Here is a 16,462-nt window from a genome sequence, read left to right as displayed (position 1 = left end):
AGTTAATCATGGAAGTAAAAACGGTTGATATTCTAGGTGTTCCTTTTTCTACAATGACAATGGATGAAACAATCCAATATTTGAAGGGACAACTAGAATTGGAGCGAACTCATACTTTTCAGGTAGTAACAGCAAATCCTGAAATTGTTATGTGTGCAAAAAAGGATGAAGCATTCCATAAAACATTATTAAATACAGATTTAATTACACCTGATGGTATTGGAGTTGTAAAAGCAAGCGGTATACTTGGTACACCTGTAAAGGAACGTGTAGCAGGTTTTGATTTAATGTGTAATCTACTTGCAAAGTTATCAGAGGAGAATAAACCGGTATCTGTTTTCTTACTTGGTGCAAAACCGCATGTTGTACAAGCTGCAGCAGAGCATTTAACGAAGACATATTCAGCTGTATCTATTGTAGGTACACAAGATGGGTACTTTAAACAAGAAGAAGAAGAGAGTATCGTTTCTCGTATTCAAGAAGCAAAACCAGATTTATTACTTGTCGCGCTTGGTTTCCCAAGACAAGAGAACTTTATCCAAACTAATAAGCATCGTTTAGAAACGAAGATGGCTGTTGGAGTGGGCGGAAGTTTAGATGTATGGGCTGGAGAGGTAAAACGTGCACCAAAATGGATTCAAGCGATTAACTTAGAGTGGTTTTATAGATTGTGTAGTAATCCAACGCGCTGGCGTCGTCAGTTAGTATTAGCGGAATTTTTAAAAGAAGTCATGCGTTCGAAAAAGTAGCGGAATATCGCTACTTTTTTATTTGGTCATTTTTAATAAAGTGAGGTTTTACTCATCCACCACTGATGGTTAATCCTCACCAATCGGACGTTTAACGGCAGTTGATTTTCCATCTAACCTCTTTGCTTCAGCTGAATTTTGAGGTGAGAGTCTTACTGCCCTCAAATAGTGGGATGAGTATTTTACTTTTTGGGCATGATGAAGGAGAATTTTTTGTACGAAAGTATTTTACTTATACAATTCACACATGTAAAATGATGTGTAAAGACAGCTGTGTAAGGAGGACTTCTTATGGGCAAGGGGAAAGAAATTTCGAAGCGAAAGCTACTTGGTATAGCAGGGCTTGGATGGTTATTTGATGCAATGGATGTTGGAATGCTTTCATTCGTAATGGTAGCATTGCAAAAAGATTGGGGATTAAGTACGCAAGAAATGGGCTGGATAGGCAGCATTAATTCAATTGGTATGGCAGTCGGAGCACTTGTTTTTGGAATACTATCAGATAAAATAGGACGTAAATCAGTCTTTATTATTACATTATTACTATTTTCTATCGGTAGTGGTTTAACTGCTTTAACGACAACACTTGCGATGTTCCTTGTTTTACGATTTTTAATTGGTATGGGGCTTGGCGGAGAACTTCCAGTTGCTTCTACATTAGTATCAGAGAGCGTTGAAGCGCATGAACGTGGCAAAATAGTTGTGCTATTAGAAAGCTTTTGGGCAGGTGGATGGTTAATTGCAGCTCTTATCTCGTATTTTGTTATTCCGAAATATGGTTGGGAAGTTGCAATGGTATTGAGCGCGGTTCCGGCACTATATGCTTTATATTTAAGATGGAATTTACCGGATTCTCCGAGATTTCAAAAGGCTGAAAAAAGACCATCTGTTATCGAAAATGTAAAGTTGGTTTGGTCTGGTGAATATCGTAAGGCAACAATTATGTTATGGATTCTATGGTTTTCTGTTGTCTTTTCTTACTATGGGATGTTCCTTTGGTTACCTAGTGTAATGGTATTAAAAGGATTTAGTTTAATAAAAAGTTTCCAGTACGTACTTATTATGACGTTAGCTCAATTGCCAGGATATTTCACGGCTGCTTGGTTTATTGAACGACTTGGTCGTAAGTTCGTTTTAGTTACGTATTTGATCGGTACAGCATGTAGTGCTTACTTGTTTGGAGTGGCGGAGTCATTAACCGTATTAATCGTAGCAGGCATGTTACTATCCTTCTTTAATTTAGGTGCTTGGGGTGCATTATACGCTTATACACCGGAACAGTATCCAACGGTTATTCGTGGTACAGGTGCAGGGATGGCAGCAGCATTCGGCCGTATTGGTGGTATTCTTGGTCCGCTATTAGTAGGATATTTAGTTACTTCACAGGCTTCACTATCACTAATATTTACGATTTTCTGTGGATCAATTTTGATTGGCGTAGTTGCTGTAATTGTACTTGGGCAAGAAACGAAGCAACGAGAATTAGTATAAGGTGAAACTTTAATCGGTGAGGGATTTATCCCCCACTGATTATTAGCCAGCACCAATTGCGTTTTCGGGGAAGTAACAATTCAGTGAGTGTTACTTCCTACAAATAATGGAATAAAAGGGCAGGGGAACCGTCGTGGTTTCCTTTTTTCTGTTTTTTTAGATAAATAATGGTATAGTAAGAAAAAGGGAATGTTTCTTATAAAAGCGAATGTATACAACAAGACATATGGACAAAAGAATTAGGTGGTTGAAGAAATGAAAATTTTACTGATCATGGAAGAAGCAGAAGAGCGAAGAAGTTTAGCGGACAAATTTACTGAAAATATAAGGAATGTAGAATGTTTTGAAGCGAATACGGGAACAGAATCATTATTTATTATGAAAAAGCATACACCAGATTTTGTTTTCTTGAATTCAAAATTACTAGATGGAACTGGTTTTGAATATGCGAGTTTATTACGGGAAGTAAATTGTTATACGAAATTGATTTTTATGGGTGAAGATATAGAAGAGTCGATTACGGCATTTCGTTTTCAAGCATTCTATTATTTACTACGCCCATTTCGTGAAGAAGATTTGCAATTCCTTTTATATAGAATGTGTAAAGAGCAAGGCGAGAAAGCAAAGAGTTATTTGCGAAAGCTACCAATAGAAGGTCAAGAGGGAATTCGGTATATTTTCCCTGAAGATATTGTATATGTAAGCAAAAATAAGGAAAACAAAACGGTTTCAATTTATACAACAAATAATCAGTATATTTCAACATATACACTTCAGGAGCTGGAAAATAAGCTAAATGCATATGATTTTTTACGTGTGCATAAAAGTTATTTAATTAATATGTCATATGTACAAGAACTAAAACCCTATTATAATGGCACATATAATCTGTATTTAGATAAATATGATGAGCAACCGATTCCAGTTAGTCGTAATTATGTGAAACGACTTCGAAATAAGATTGAATTATAGTAGGTAATGCGAGTTTTTTAACATGATAAACTAAAAATCCTTCATGATAAGGAGGATTCAAATTAAATATTCAGAAAATTTAGTACAATCCCACTAAGCAATAGTATTGGGGGGATTGTATGTGAAAACATTGAAGTCGATTTTACTATGGGGGGTTATTGCAGCAGTAGGCGCAGGTGCATTTGGTGTAATAGCTTTATCACAAGGTGAAACTATTAATGCCGTGTGGCTCTTAGTAGCTGCGGTATGTGTGTATGCAGTTGCTTACCGCTTTTATAGTAAATTTATAGCGAGAAAGGTATTTGGTTTAGATAATAATCGGCAAACGCCAGCCCATACATTAAACGATGGAAAAGATTATGTTCCGACAAATAAGTGGGTATTATTTGGGCACCATTTTGCAGCAATTGCTGGGGCAGGCCCTTTAGTAGGACCGATTTTGGCAGCGCAAATGGGATATTTACCAGGGACAATATGGATTATTGTTGGGGTAGTTGTCGCTGGAGCTGTACAAGATTTTGTAATTTTATTTGCTTCGATGAGACGGAATGGTAAATCTTTAGGAGAAATGATTAAAGATGAGATCGGTCCTGTTACAGGGCTTATTGCAATGATAGGCATTTTAGGTATTATGATTATTTTATTAGCAGTATTAGCATTAGTAGTAGTAAAGGCGCTTGTCGGAAGTCCTTGGGGAATGTTTACAATAGCAGCAACGATTCCTATCGCTATTTTAATGGGAGTGTACATGCGCTACATTAGACCTGGCCGGGTTGGTGAAGGGTCAGTGATCGGAATTATTCTACTTATACTGTCTCTTATTGGAGGACAGTATGTAGCAGAACATCCAACGCTTGCAAGCATGTTCACGTTTAGCGGTGAAACGATTGCTATTATGCTTATTGTATATGGATTTATCGCATCGGCCTTACCAGTTTGGATGCTTTTAGCACCACGTGATTATTTAAGCACATTTTTAAAAGTCGGAACAATTGTTGGATTAGCAATTGGTATTTTAATTGTAGCACCAGATTTACAAATGCCAGCAGTTTCGAAATTTATCGATGGAACAGGTCCTGTTTTCTCTGGAAACCTATTCCCATTCTTATTTATTACAATTGCTTGTGGTGCGGTGTCAGGATTCCATGCTCTCGTTTCATCAGGTACGACGCCAAAAATGATTGAACAAGAGGGACACGCACAGCCAATCGGTTATGGGGCAATGTTAATGGAATCATTTGTAGCGGCGATGGCGATGATTGCAGCTTGTGTATTAACACCAGGAACGTATTTTGCGATTAATAGTCCCGCAGCACTTATCGGTACGGATGTCTCGCAGGCAGCTCAAGTTATTTCTTCATGGGGATTTGCTATTACACCAAATGAACTAAAAGATCTTGCTGTAAACGTTGGAGAGCAAACGATTTTATCACGTACAGGTGGTGCACCAACGTTAGCGATAGGTATGGCATATATTTTCTCACAAGTAATAGGTGGAACGGCCATGATGGCCTTTTGGTATCATTTTGCGATTCTCTTTGAAGCGCTATTTATTTTAACAACGATTGATGCTGGAACACGTGTAGGCCGATTTATGATTCAAGATATTTTAGGACATGTATATAAGCCATTTGGGAAAACGGATTCTACATTAGCGAATGTGATAGCTACAACGTTATGCGTATTAGGATGGGGTTATTTCTTATACCAAGGGGTAGTAGATCCGCTTGGTGGAATTAATACGTTATGGCCACTTTTCGGTATTGCAAATCAAATGTTAGCAGGTATTGCATTATTACTTGGAACGACAATTTTGTTCAAAATGGGGAAAAAGGCATATGTTTGGGTCACACTTATTCCAACTGTTGGATTGCTTATTGTAACGATGACGGCGGGTTATCAAAAGTTATTTCATGAAAACCCTAAAATAGGATTTCTATCTCACGCAAAGGTGTTCCAAGGAGCATTAGATGAGGGGAAAGTGTTAGCACCAGCTAAAAATGTTGCTCAAATGAAGCAAATTATTTTCAATGATTATATTGATGCAGCGCTTTGCGGGATTTTTATGATAGTTGTAATCGCTGTATTAATTTCTGCAATTCGAATTTGGATTCAAGTATTAAGAAATAAGCCGATGCCGCTAAAAGAGGCGCCATATATTTCTAGAGATGAAAGTGAGTCGAGGAACTATTATGCTTAAACGACTACGGAAAGTATGGGGACAAAGAAAACACTTTATTAGTTTACTGGTTGGGGTACCAAGTTATGAAACATATGTAGAGCATATGAAAAAGCATCATCCAGAAGAAGAGGTTGTATGTCAAAAACAATTTTTTGCAGAAGCGCAAGAGGCTAGATTTAATGCAAAGGGCGGAAAGATATCACGCTGTTGTTAATGAAAAGGGCGAATTTTCGTCCTTTTTTATTTTTGCTGTTTCACGTGGAACAGCAAAAATAAATAAAAAACTTTGGGAATTATAGGTATCTCGTATACAATAAAATAAGGAAAGGGATAGATAGACAAGTTGGGAGATTATTTTATGTTAAGGGACTTATTTGTAAACACAACCATTATTCTTTCCTTTATTTTTGTTGGAGGTCAGCTTTTAAGAGATAGGCCGTTAAAAGAAGAGTTTTCTCTTTGGCAGAAATGTGTAGTAGGTATTCTTACTGGAATATTAAGTGTACTGTTGATGCATTTTGGTGTACATATTGAAGATATTATGTTGGATCTACGTTATTTAGCTGTTATTTTGGCAATTATAATTGGAGGTCCGATAGCTAGTAGCATAACAGTTACTATTATATTAATTACCCGATTATTTCTTACTGAGTACTCTTTAGCCTCTGAATTGGCTTGTTATACAATTGTATTGATAGGTTTTGGAATTATTTTCATTTGGCGGATGAAAGCTTCTATATTTAAAAGGTGGATCTGGTTTAATGTATATAGTTTATCTATTTTAACGGTGCCACTTTCTATTTTATTTAAGGATATGTCTATAGTAGCATTATATTTAGTTTGTAGTGGTGTTGCAGCATATATCACATTTATAAGCGCAAATTATGTATTACAATCCAATGAGTTATTTCAAACGATGAAGCAATACGCAACGATAGATGCACTGACAGGTTTAGGGAACGTAAGACAGTTTGATTTAGAGATGAATCGTCATATTGGTAATAAGCGCATGAAAAATGATTCACTTTGTTTACTACTTATAGATATTGATCATTTTAAGTGTGTAAATGATACGTATGGGCATCCTGCGGGAGATGAAGTATTAAAACAAATGGGGCATATTTTACGAGAAGTTTCAACGTTTCCAGATTTGGCTTTTCGAAAGGGTGGGGAAGAGTTCGCGCTTTTGATACCGCAGAAAGAATTAGCTTGTGGAATGCGTATGGGGGAACAAGTTCGCACGGCTGTTGAAAACCATCCATTTCAATTGCTAAATGGAACAAAAATAAAAATTACAGTTTCAGTAGGAATTTCAGTGTATGAAGAATCACCAGAGCGATTTATTCAAGCTGCTGATGATGCATTATATTACTCCAAAAGAAATGGTAGAAATCAGGTTAGTTCTGCATCTTAAAGATAAGATGACCAGAAGAGCTTATAAAAAACACCCACAGAGAGGTAATATATATACTCTGTGGGTGTTTTCATTTATATGTTAGACAAGTTCTTTTGATGCAACGAATTTACGATATGCACCGTGATGTGTTGGGCCTACGTATTCGTTGATCTTGAATGAATAACGGATAGCAGCTGTGATAAATTCTTTAGCAGTTTTTACTGCTTCTTTCACAGTTTTTCCTTTTGCAAGTTCTGCTGTAATTGCAGCAGAATATGTGCAACCTGCGCCGTGTGTATTTGTCGTATCAATTTTTTCTGACTCTAGAAGATCGAATGTTTTTCCATCATATAGGACGTCGATTGCAGTTTCCGTACCAAGCTTGCTACCGCCTTTAATTAGGACGTATTTCGCACCTAAAGCGTGGATTTTTTTTGCTGCTTCTTTCATGTCTTCAAGAGAATTAATCTTTACGCCACTTAATTGGTAAGCTTCAAATAAGTTGGGTGTTACAACTAATGCCTTTGGAACAAGAACGTCACGTAAGCAATCGTTCGTTTCAGGATGTAATGCTTCATCAGCACCTTTACATACCATAACAGGGTCAACTACTACATTTTTGAAATTATGTTTTTCGATTGTTTCAGCAACCATTTCAATAATTTCTACTGATCCAAGCATACCTGTTTTTAAAGCATCTACTCCAACACCTTCAATTGTCGTTTCTAATTGTGGTTTTAATGTAGAAGCTGGGATTGGGAATACGTTATGTGCCCAACCGTTATGTGGATCCATCGTTACGATTGTCGTAAGAGATGTCATTCCGTATACACCAAGTTCTTGGAATGTTTTTAAATCTGCTTGTATACCAGCACCGCCACTTGTGTCAGAACCAGCGATAGTAAGTGCTTTATTTAATGTCATTATGAAGTCCCCCTCAAGTGATATAATGAAAACTATGTTTTCACCATTATATCAATGTTACGAATAAGTACAAAGTGAAAAGTAGATGATTTACTTTAGGGGCGATTTAAAATCTTGTATGTAGGAGACGAATTATGTTTCAAGAGAATCGTACAAATGAATTAGTTATATTAAAAGAGATTGCAGAGACGTTGAACACCTCAAATGATACTTATCATGTGCTGCAAGCTGTGTTGGAAAAACTGTTGAATGTAACAGGTTTAACGACAGGATGGATATTTCTTGCGGATGAAAATGGTAGATATACAAAATTAATTGATTATCAATTACCAGAGGGATTAAGATTTGAAAATAAACGACCGATGTGTGAGGGGAATTGTTGGTGTTTACACCGATTTGTGGAAGGGAAACTAGAGAAAGCCGTTAATATTATTGAATGTAAGAGAATTAATAATGCGATTGAATATAACTGGGGAGATACAGAAGGGATTGTGCATCATGCGACAGTGCCATTAAAAGCGGGTGGAGATGAATTTGGCGTATTAAATGTGGCTAGTCCAGGTAAAACGCATTTTTCTGAAGAAGAGTTAGTGCTATTACAATCAGTTGCTTTCCAAATTGGAACAGCATTAAAACGTACAAAATTGTATGAAAATGAAAAGAGAAGGGCTCATTATTATGTAAAGTTAGACCGCTTTATTCAAGCTTTAAGGACGATTCATAAATTTAATGAATTGCCTGGGGAGATTGTAAAGCAAATTGGGAAGTTATTTCTATGGGAGCAAGTTGTATTCTTTATTAGAGAAGAAAATGAACTTGCTGTAAGGGCCTCATATAAGATAGATGAGCTACAAGAGGATTTGAAGTCAGCGGCACAGGAAGCTCTGAAAAAAGAAGAGTCTGTTTTGTTAAAGAGTCAGGTTGGGAATATCGTACATCCTAATCGTGCAGTTATTGCCATTCCCATACATATTCAAGATCATATATTTGGCGTACTAAGTGTAAGTTCGAATAATGGAGAATTTGATATAAATACAATAGATGTAGTACAGGCGTTAGCCAATCATATATCGTTAATGATAGAGAACTTAAGGTTAAATGAAAAGCGCCGAGAACTTGTACGAATGGAAGAACGTAATCGTTTAGCTAGAGATTTGCATGATTCTGTTTCACAAAAGTTGTTTTCATTAACTTTCATGACGAAAGGTACCGAAGCCGTCTTAAAGGGGAAAAACGAAAAGGTAGATCAGTCTTTGCATGAGATACGTGAGTTATCGCAAGGTGCTTTAAAAGAAATGAGGACGTTAATTTGGCAACTACGTCCAGCAGGATTAGAGAAAGGACTATTACCAGCTTTAAAACAATATGGTGAAAGTTTGGGATTGAAAATTCGGGAACAAGTTACAGGTGTGCGTGATTTACCGCGCGTAGTAGAGGAAGCACTATGGCGAATTGGACAAGAAGCTTTAAATAACGTAAGTAAACATGCGAATGTCAGAGAAGCGGCGATTTATTTCAAAGTGACGGAGAAGAATGTATCATTAGAAATAGTCGATCAAGGAAACGGCTTTGTAGAAAAGGATATAAAAGAGAAGAAATCACTCGGTATGACTACGATGCGAGAAAGAGTAGAATTAGTCGGTGGAACAATTAAAATTGTAAGTGATAAGAAAAGAACAAGTGTAAAAGTAAAAGTACCATTATGATGTGAAAATGAGGGAAGTTTGTGAAAATAAAAGTATTGTTAGTTGATGACCATACAGTCGTTTTAAAAGGATTAGCATTTTTCTTAAGTACACAGGAAGATTTAGCGTTAGTTGGAGAAGCAAATAATGGGAAAGAAGCGTTAGTGAAAGTAGGGGAAACGAATCCTGATGTTGTATTAATGGATTTATATATGCCCGAAATGGATGGTGTCGAGGCGACGGCGTGCATCAAAAAAGAATATCCGAATGTGAAAGTAATTGTATTAACTAGCTTTTCTGATCAGGCGCATGTTTTACCAGCGTTAAGGGCGGGGGCAAGTGGGTATATTTTAAAAGATGTAGAACCGGATCAGCTTGTTGAAGCTATTCGAAGCGCATATAAAGGTAATATTCAATTACATCCGGATATAGCAAATACTCTTCTCTCTCAAACATTACCTGTGGAAGAAAAGGAAGAAGAACCTTCTATTCAAGTGGATGTGCTAACGGCGAGAGAAAATGAAGTGTTGCAGCTATTAGCGAAAGGGATGAGTAATAAAGAGATCGCTTCTGTTTTAGTTATTACAGAAAAAACGGTAAAAGCGCATGTAAGTAGTATTTTGAGTAAGTTGAATTTATCTGATCGCACGCAAGCAGCATTATATGCAGTGAAAAATGGAATTGTATAAGACAAAAGTCGTAAGACTAGTTCGCCTTTAGAAGGTGGACTTTTTTTATAGAAAAATACGTCTATGTGAGGACGAAATTGTCTTGATATAAAGATAAAATATGTTTGTAAGCAACAAAACAACAATTACAAGGGATACCTTTTTTGAAAGCATATAACAACAGAAGAGTGAGTACTAGGAGGAAAAACAATGGCAACAGTTTTATTTGTAAAAGCAAACAACCGCCCAGCGGAACAAGCAGTTAGTGTGAAATTATACGAGGCATTTTTAGCAAACTATAAAGAAGCACATCCAAATGATACAGTAGTAGAACTTGATTTATATAAAGAAGAATTACCATATGTAGGCGTAGATATGATTAATGGTACATTCAAAGCAGGTAAAGGGTTTGATTTAACGGAAGAGGAAGCAAAAGCAGTAGCAGTTGCTGATAAGTATTTAAATCAATTTTTAGAAGCTGATAAAGTCGTTTTCGGTTTCCCATTATGGAACTTAACGATTCCAGCAGTGCTACACACATATATTGATTATTTAAACCGAGCTGGCAAAACGTTTAAATATACGCCAGAAGGTCCAGTTGGTCTAATTGGAGATAAGAAGATTGCATTATTAAACGCGCGCGGCGGCGTATATTCTGAAGGTCCAGCAGCTGAAGTAGAAATGGCTGTTAAATATGTAGCAAGCATGATGGGCTTCTTCGGTGCAACAAATATGGAAACAGTAGTTATTGAAGGACATAACCAATTCCCAGATAAAGCAGAAGAGATCATTACAGCTGGTCTTGAAGAAGCAGCTAAAGTAGCAAGCAAATTTTAATTGAAAATAGAATCGTCACTCGAAAAAAAGTAGCATTAACAGGTAAACGTTAATGCTACTTTTTTTATATTTTAAGTTCGTCAGCCAGTTTTTCTAATTGAATTCGATCTAGTATGTAATAGGTTCTTCCGTCTTTTTTTAAGTAATTTTGCTGGCAAAACTGGTTTAATACATATAAAAGATGGCGGTAGCTGACATTTAGGTATTCCGAAGCTTCGGTATGTTTTTCTGTATAACTGTTATTTTGTCCTGTTAATAGAATAAACGCCGCTAATCGATTTTCGAACGGATAACTATTGTTTTTGGCGTAACTTTCTGTTCGGGTAATTGTTTTTTCACCGATAAATTTGCATAGTTTCTGTAGAAAGGTAGCATCTTGCAATAAAAGATGCTGACAATTTTTAAGGGGGAGCGCCAAGCACATACAATCTTCAAGTACTTCCACCGTTTTCGTAACGGATTCAACGCCGATTAAGCCTAATTCCCCAATGAACGAAGGGGCTTGAATAAAGTTAATTAAGGAGACCCTCCCATTTTTGTGGCTCATATATATTTTTGCTTTTCCGGAAATTAAGTAATAAAGATAAGGAACATCAACGCCTTCATTACATATCCTTTCTTTCTTTTGAAAAGAATGTAGTTCAGCATATGGTAAGACATCAAAAGAAAAAAGAGTATGGAAGTTGGAAGTTTGCACGTAATGAGAGATTTCCTTGCTATTTTTGCTAACTTTCATGTTTTCACCTCATGTTTAGTATGAGATATCTCCTATTATGTTTACAAGAAGGAATGATACGATTTACGTAAATTTATTTTGTAGAAAAGAGAGTGTGAAGGGATTATGAAAAAATATAAAACATTGTTATTTGATGTAGATGATACATTGTTAGATTTTCAAAAAGCGGAGAAAATGGCGTTACGTATGCTGTTCGAAGAGAACGAGATCCCTCTAACTAGAGAGGTTGAAGCGCAGTATAAAAAAATTAATAAACACCTTTGGGAGGCTTTTGAAGAAGGGGAAATAAATCGTGATGAAGTCTTAAATACACGATTTTCGATTTTGTTTAAAGAATACGGGGAAGAGGTAGATGGGATATTATTCGAAAATAATTATCGTAGTTACTTAGAAGAAGGAAATCAGCTCATGCAAGGTGCATTTGAATTCATAAGTCAAATTCAAAGTGAGTACGATTTATATATAGTGACAAACGGTATTTCTCAGACGCAAGATAAACGTTTACGTAATGCAGGATTACATGCCTTGTTTCAAGATATTTTCGTTTCTGAAGATACAGGATTCCAAAAGCCGATGAAAGAGTACTTTGATTATGTTTTTGAACGAATTCCTAATTTTGCTCCTGAAGAAGGGCTTATTATTGGAGATTCGTTAAGTGCTGATATGAAAGGCGGATATGTAGCAGGAATTGATACTTGTTGGTTTAATCCAGAAATGAAATCAAATCATAGCGAGATTGTGCCAACATATGAAGTGCAAAATTTTGAAGAGTTATATGCATTATTGAAGCAACGTGTGTAATAAAAATAGGCAGTGGAACTTTTGTCCCTACTGCCTATTTTTATTCGTTTGTAGCTTCGTTGTTTTTAGGAAGTGGAAATGCATTACCAATCGCTGCCGCTCCAAGCATCGGTAATAGTAAATTGAGCGGGAAAAACATGAGTAATAGTAATGTGATAGCAATTGGTTTTCTTAATGCATAGCTTGAAATTGCTGTCGTGACGATGGCTACCGAAGCGATTGGATCTATCGGGATAATGGAAGCTATAGCATATCCGATACTAGATCCAGCAAATATAATTGGGAAAATATGTCCACCGCGCCAACCTGTATTTAAACAAACGGCAGTAATACATAATTTTAAAACACCTGAAAGAAGTAGTACCCAGAAGGATAAATGACTCCATTCAACGACTAAATCTTTTAATTGGTGTTCTCCTGAGAATAACGTGTACGGGAGAACAGTTCCTGTAATTCCTAATAAAATACCACCGATAATTCCAAGTGATAGTTTGTATTCCCTGAAGGGATGGATTAATTTCTCTAATGTGAATTCAAATTTGAAATAAAAGAAACCAACTATAGCACCAATACTAGCAAGTGGTAGAAAGGCAATCCATTCATTAAGAGAAAGGGAACCTTCCCCAAAATCAACGATAAAGGATCCGCGATTATCGAATTTACTAAGTAATAAATAAATGGAAAAGCCAGCGAAAGTAGTAGCTAAATATACAATTGCTTTTTTTCCTTTAGAAAATTCGTTAATTTGCTCACCCTCATTTTCATTTGGAGCTAAATAACCGAATAATGGCGCGTTAAAAATTACACTTAAAGTAGCACCAATTCCAACCTCTGTTAGTTCATTCATTCCTTTTAATGCGAATGTAAAGCGATCCCCTACCCATGTACAAAGTCCACCGATAATTCCAACAAGTGCTGCTTCGGGACCTAAGCTAGCTCCAAATATTAAAACGATAATTGCAGTTAAAGTAGCTTTATGTACAAAATGGTATTCAATTCTACCTGTTTTTTTATATTCACTCATCACTTCCGGCATAAGACGTGGATATGTGCCGAAGTATTTTTGGGTTAAACCAACGAGAATACCACCGATAGTTGTTACACAAATAGTGTAATACGGGGGAGAAGAGAAAATAGTAGGTAAGTATCCCCAAATAAAGTGAATTCCGATATTTATTGTAACTAAAAATAGCCAGACTGTAGCTCCCACTATAGAGCCTAAAAGAATGCCGTATAGGACGAGTATATAGTGCATGTCCTTTGTGTTTGTCATGTTATACCTCCGTTATGTAAGTTTCAATGTCGAAAGGATTAAATATGCTACTGTGAAAGGAATATGTATAGTATCTTTTTGAGAGGTGGGCTTATTCAATATATTGAGGTCTCGTGAGAATTTGAAATGTATACAGTTAAACTACGTACTTAATTTTATATAGTAATCGTGGGTTTTAAAAGGTCTTTTTCAAATGAATATGGAATATATTTCTTTTGTTATGCATGTTGAATTTTTTTGTATTTAATTTAGAACATTCAGAAAAACTGATTGACATTAGGAAATTATTGCTATAAAATCAACGGTAATTGCATAGTCTTATCAAGAAAAGGTGGAGGGACAGGCCCGATGAAACCTTGGCAACAGCCGTATAACGGAATTGTGCCAAATCCTGCAGGTAATAATCCTGAAAGATAAGAAAGAGCCTTTAGAGCGTGTTTTCAAACTGCTCCTTTCTTGTTTTCAGGAAAGGAGCAGTTTTTTTATTTTGTATAAAAGAAAGGAGAATGAGAGATGGGAGAATCATGGGGAAAAGGAACAATTTGTGTGCAAGGTGGCTATACGCCAAAGAATGGTGAACCGCGTGTTTTACCGCTTTATCAAAGTACAACGTATAAATACGATACTTCAGATGATTTAGCAGCGCTATTTAATTTAGAGGCAGAAGGATATATATATACGCGTATTGGAAATCCTACTTTAGCTGCATTTGAGCAAAAGTTAGCGGATTTAGAGGGTGGTGTAGGAGCTGTTGCAACGGCTTCTGGGCAGGCTGCTATTATGCTTGCTGTTTTAAATATTTGTAGTAGCGGAGACCACTTGCTTTGTTCTTCCACAGTTTATGGCGGAACGTTTAATTTATTTGGAGTGAGTTTGCGTAAGCTTGGTATTGACGTTACGTTCTTTAATCCGAATTTAAGTGCTGATGAAATTGTGGCCCTTGCTAATGATAAGACGAAACTTGTTTATGCAGAGTCGTTAGGAAATCCAGCGATGAACGTTTTAAATTTCAAAGAATTTTCAGATGCAGCGAAAGAGTTAGAAGTACCTTTTATCGTGGATAATACATTAGCAACTCCTTATTTATGCCAAGCATTTGAGCACGGAGCAAATATTATCGTTCATTCTACGACGAAATATATTGATGGTCATGCAAGCTCTTTAGGCGGCATTGTCATTGACGGAGGGAACTTCGATTGGACAAATGGGAAATATCCTGAACTTGTTGAACCGGATCCAAGTTATCACGGCGTAAGTTACGTTCAAAATTTTGGTGCAGCAGCTTATATTGTGAAGGCGCGTGTTCAATTATTAAGAGACTACGGAAACTGTATGAGCCCATTCAATGCGTATATTAGCAATATCGGCTTAGAAACGCTGCATTTAAGAATGGAGCGTCATAGTGAAAATGCTCTCGCAGTTGCTAAGTGGCTTGCTAACCATGAACGTATTGAATGGGTGAATTATCCTGGATTAGATAGCAATGAAAATTACTCGTTAGCACAAACGTATTTGAAAAAAGGTGCTAGTGGTGTTTTAACATTCGGCATTAAGGGCGGATTAGAAGCAGCGAAAGAATTTATCGCAAATGTAAAACTAGCAACTCTCGTAACGCATGTAGCGGATGCACGAACTTGCGTTATACATCCTGCTAGCACAACGCATAGACAATTAAGTGCTGAAGATCAGCGTCTAGCTGGCGTTACATCAGATTTAATTCGTTTATCGGTTGGTATAGAAGATGTTTCTGATATTATTGCAGATTTAGAAGCAGCGCTAGTCGGAGGCAAAGAACATGCCGATCATAATTGATAAAGATTTACCAGCTCGCAAAGTGTTGCAGAAGGAAAATATTTTTGTAATGACGAAGGAGCGAGCAGAAACACAAGATATCCGGGCATTGAAAATTGCTATCTTAAATTTAATGCCTACAAAGCAAGAAACAGAAGCGCAATTACTTCGTTTAATTGGCAACACACCGTTGCAATTAGATGTTCACTTACTTCATATGGAATCACATTTGTCTCGCAATGTAGCGCAGGACCATTTAACGAGTTTCTATAAAACATTTCGTGATATTGAGAATGAGAAATTTGATGGACTTATTATTACAGGAGCACCAGTTGAAACTCTTTCTTTTGAAGAGGTAGATTATTGGGAAGAGCTTAAACGTATTATGGAGTATTCAAAAAAGAATGTAACATCTACGCTTCATATTTGCTGGGGGGCACAGGCTGGCTTGTATCATCATTATGGTGTTCCAAAGCATCCTCTTAAGGAAAAAATGTTCGGTGTATTTGAACATGAAGTCTGTGAGCAACATGTGAAATTGTTACAAGGGTTTGATGAATTGTTTTTTGCCCCGCATTCTCGTCATACAGAAGTACGAGAGAGTGATATTAGAGAGGTGACAGACTTAACATTATTAGCAAATTCTGAGGAAGCGGGTGTTCACCTTGTCATTGGGCAAGAAGGAAGGCAAGTGTTTGCGCTCGGGCATAGTGAATATAGTTGTGATACGTTAAAGCAAGAATACGAACGGGACCGCCAAAAAGGGTTAAATATTGATGTGCCGAAAAATTATTTTAAGCATAATAATCCAAATGAGAAACCACTTGTAAGGTGGAGAAGCCATGGGAATCTATTATTCTCTAATTGGCTGAATTATTACGTGTATCAAGAAACCCCTTATGTATTATAAAAAAAGATTGTGTAACACGTGGCAACGTTTTCTTTGTAAAGATTAAC

General features: G+C 36.6%; 15 protein-coding genes and 1 riboswitch. Of the genes, 12 read left to right on the top strand and 3 right to left on the bottom strand.

The window, feature by feature from the left end; genetic code table 11:
- The first annotated feature begins 8 nt into the window (after positions 1-8).
- From NHG49_RS27340 to NHG49_RS27315, 6 genes are all read left to right on the top strand, one after another.
- On the top strand, positions 9-749 hold the full coding sequence (locus NHG49_RS27340; RefSeq protein WP_088047711.1) for a WecB/TagA/CpsF family glycosyltransferase: 741 nt from the start codon (positions 9-11) through the stop codon (positions 747-749).
- Positions 750-1,040: 291 nt separating this feature from the next.
- Positions 1,041-2,240: an MFS transporter gene (locus NHG49_RS27335; RefSeq protein WP_064476044.1), complete on the top strand. Its 1,200-nt coding sequence runs from the start codon at positions 1,041-1,043 to the stop codon at positions 2,238-2,240.
- A 255-nt stretch (positions 2,241-2,495) separates the two neighbouring features.
- Positions 2,496-3,212, top strand: a complete 717-nt coding sequence (locus NHG49_RS27330; RefSeq protein WP_064476045.1) for a LytR/AlgR family response regulator transcription factor — start codon at positions 2,496-2,498, stop codon at positions 3,210-3,212.
- Between the two features lie 121 nt (positions 3,213-3,333).
- Complete coding sequence (gene cstA, locus NHG49_RS27325) at positions 3,334-5,412, top strand: carbon starvation protein CstA (RefSeq protein WP_088047712.1); 2,079 nt, start codon at positions 3,334-3,336, stop codon at positions 5,410-5,412.
- Positions 5,405-5,608, top strand: coding sequence for a YbdD/YjiX family protein (locus NHG49_RS27320; RefSeq protein WP_048560464.1), 204 nt, complete (start codon positions 5,405-5,407; stop codon positions 5,606-5,608). The genes cstA and NHG49_RS27320 overlap by 8 nt, the downstream gene beginning before the upstream one ends.
- Before the next feature lie 144 nt (positions 5,609-5,752).
- Complete coding sequence (locus tag NHG49_RS27315) at positions 5,753-6,808, top strand: GGDEF domain-containing protein (protein WP_154131289.1); 1,056 nt, start codon at positions 5,753-5,755, stop codon at positions 6,806-6,808.
- 81 nt (positions 6,809-6,889) lie between these two features.
- Here NHG49_RS27315 and pdxK read toward each other — a convergent pair whose 3' ends face one another.
- Entirely contained in the window at positions 6,890-7,714 is an 825-nt protein-coding gene (gene pdxK / locus NHG49_RS27310) for a pyridoxine/pyridoxal/pyridoxamine kinase (protein WP_064476048.1), read from the bottom strand.
- 134 nt (positions 7,715-7,848) lie between these two features.
- Here pdxK and NHG49_RS27305 point away from each other — a divergent pair, with 134 nt between their 5' ends.
- From NHG49_RS27305 to NHG49_RS27295, 3 genes are all read left to right on the top strand, one after another.
- Positions 7,849-9,420, top strand: a complete 1,572-nt coding sequence (locus NHG49_RS27305; protein ID WP_088047714.1) for a GAF domain-containing sensor histidine kinase — start codon at positions 7,849-7,851, stop codon at positions 9,418-9,420.
- A 20-nt stretch (positions 9,421-9,440) separates the two neighbouring features.
- Entirely contained in the window at positions 9,441-10,088 is a 648-nt protein-coding gene (locus NHG49_RS27300) for a response regulator (RefSeq protein WP_000695794.1), read from the top strand.
- Positions 10,089-10,277: 189 nt separating this feature from the next.
- Positions 10,278-10,904, top strand: coding sequence for an FMN-dependent NADH-azoreductase (locus NHG49_RS27295; RefSeq protein WP_000246726.1), 627 nt, complete (start codon positions 10,278-10,280; stop codon positions 10,902-10,904).
- A 64-nt stretch (positions 10,905-10,968) separates the two neighbouring features.
- Here NHG49_RS27295 and NHG49_RS27290 read toward each other — a convergent pair whose 3' ends face one another.
- Entirely contained in the window at positions 10,969-11,640 is a 672-nt protein-coding gene (locus NHG49_RS27290; protein WP_064476050.1) for a transcriptional regulator YeiL, read from the bottom strand.
- 105 nt (positions 11,641-11,745) lie between these two features.
- On the opposite strand from NHG49_RS27290, the gene NHG49_RS27285 reads away from it, so the two are divergent.
- Positions 11,746-12,441, top strand: coding sequence for a YjjG family noncanonical pyrimidine nucleotidase (locus NHG49_RS27285; RefSeq protein ID WP_064476051.1), 696 nt, complete (start codon positions 11,746-11,748; stop codon positions 12,439-12,441).
- 40 nt (positions 12,442-12,481) lie between these two features.
- Here the strand turns inward: NHG49_RS27285 and NHG49_RS27280 are convergent, their stop codons facing one another.
- On the bottom strand, positions 12,482-13,714 hold the full coding sequence (locus NHG49_RS27280; protein ID WP_098101722.1) for a chloride channel protein: 1,233 nt from the start codon (positions 13,712-13,714) through the stop codon (positions 12,482-12,484).
- A 315-nt stretch (positions 13,715-14,029) separates the two neighbouring features.
- Positions 14,030-14,134: riboswitch (SAM riboswitch) on the top strand.
- Positions 14,135-14,227: 93 nt separating this feature from the next.
- Here NHG49_RS27280 and NHG49_RS27275 point away from each other — a divergent pair.
- Together NHG49_RS27275 and metA are read left to right on the top strand one after the other, a co-directional pair.
- Positions 14,228-15,526 (top strand): bifunctional O-acetylhomoserine aminocarboxypropyltransferase/cysteine synthase, encoded by a 1,299-nt coding sequence (locus NHG49_RS27275; RefSeq protein WP_000504750.1) that lies wholly within the window; start codon positions 14,228-14,230, stop codon positions 15,524-15,526.
- Positions 15,510-16,415 (top strand): homoserine O-acetyltransferase MetA, encoded by a 906-nt coding sequence (metA, locus tag NHG49_RS27270; RefSeq protein WP_064476054.1) that lies wholly within the window; start codon positions 15,510-15,512, stop codon positions 16,413-16,415. Before NHG49_RS27275 ends, metA begins: the two co-directional genes overlap by 17 nt.
- Positions 16,416-16,462 lie beyond the last annotated feature (47 nt).

The sequence above is a fragment of the Bacillus sp. IBL03825 genome, from assembly GCF_024712505.1.
Lineage (GTDB): Bacteria > Bacillota > Bacilli > Bacillales > Bacillaceae_G > Bacillus_A > Bacillus_A wiedmannii.
This window is presented reverse-complemented; position numbering and strand designations above follow the sequence as displayed.

Coding starts and splice junctions, on each gene's coding strand:
- NHG49_RS27330 (WP_064476045.1), top strand. CDS start 2,496: ATGAAAATTTTACTGATCATGGAAGAAGCAGAAGAGCGAAGAAGTTTA.
- NHG49_RS27320 (WP_048560464.1), top strand. CDS start 5,405: ATGCTTAAACGACTACGGAAAGTATGGGGACAAAGAAAACACTTTATT.
- NHG49_RS27290 (WP_064476050.1), bottom strand. CDS start 11,640: ATGAAAGTTAGCAAAAATAGCAAGGAAATCTCTCATTACGTGCAAACT.
- pdxK (WP_064476048.1), bottom strand. CDS start 7,714: ATGACATTAAATAAAGCACTTACTATCGCTGGTTCTGACACAAGTGGC.
- NHG49_RS27280 (WP_098101722.1), bottom strand. CDS start 13,714: ATGACAAACACAAAGGACATGCACTATATACTCGTCCTATACGGCATT.
- NHG49_RS27305 (WP_088047714.1), top strand. CDS start 7,849: ATGTTTCAAGAGAATCGTACAAATGAATTAGTTATATTAAAAGAGATT.
- NHG49_RS27335 (WP_064476044.1), top strand. CDS start 1,041: ATGGGCAAGGGGAAAGAAATTTCGAAGCGAAAGCTACTTGGTATAGCA.
- NHG49_RS27295 (WP_000246726.1), top strand. CDS start 10,278: ATGGCAACAGTTTTATTTGTAAAAGCAAACAACCGCCCAGCGGAACAA.
- NHG49_RS27285 (WP_064476051.1), top strand. CDS start 11,746: ATGAAAAAATATAAAACATTGTTATTTGATGTAGATGATACATTGTTA.
- NHG49_RS27275 (WP_000504750.1), top strand. CDS start 14,228: ATGGGAGAATCATGGGGAAAAGGAACAATTTGTGTGCAAGGTGGCTAT.
- NHG49_RS27340 (WP_088047711.1), top strand. CDS start 9: ATGGAAGTAAAAACGGTTGATATTCTAGGTGTTCCTTTTTCTACAATG.
- NHG49_RS27315 (WP_154131289.1), top strand. CDS start 5,753: ATGTTAAGGGACTTATTTGTAAACACAACCATTATTCTTTCCTTTATT.
- metA (WP_064476054.1), top strand. CDS start 15,510: ATGCCGATCATAATTGATAAAGATTTACCAGCTCGCAAAGTGTTGCAG.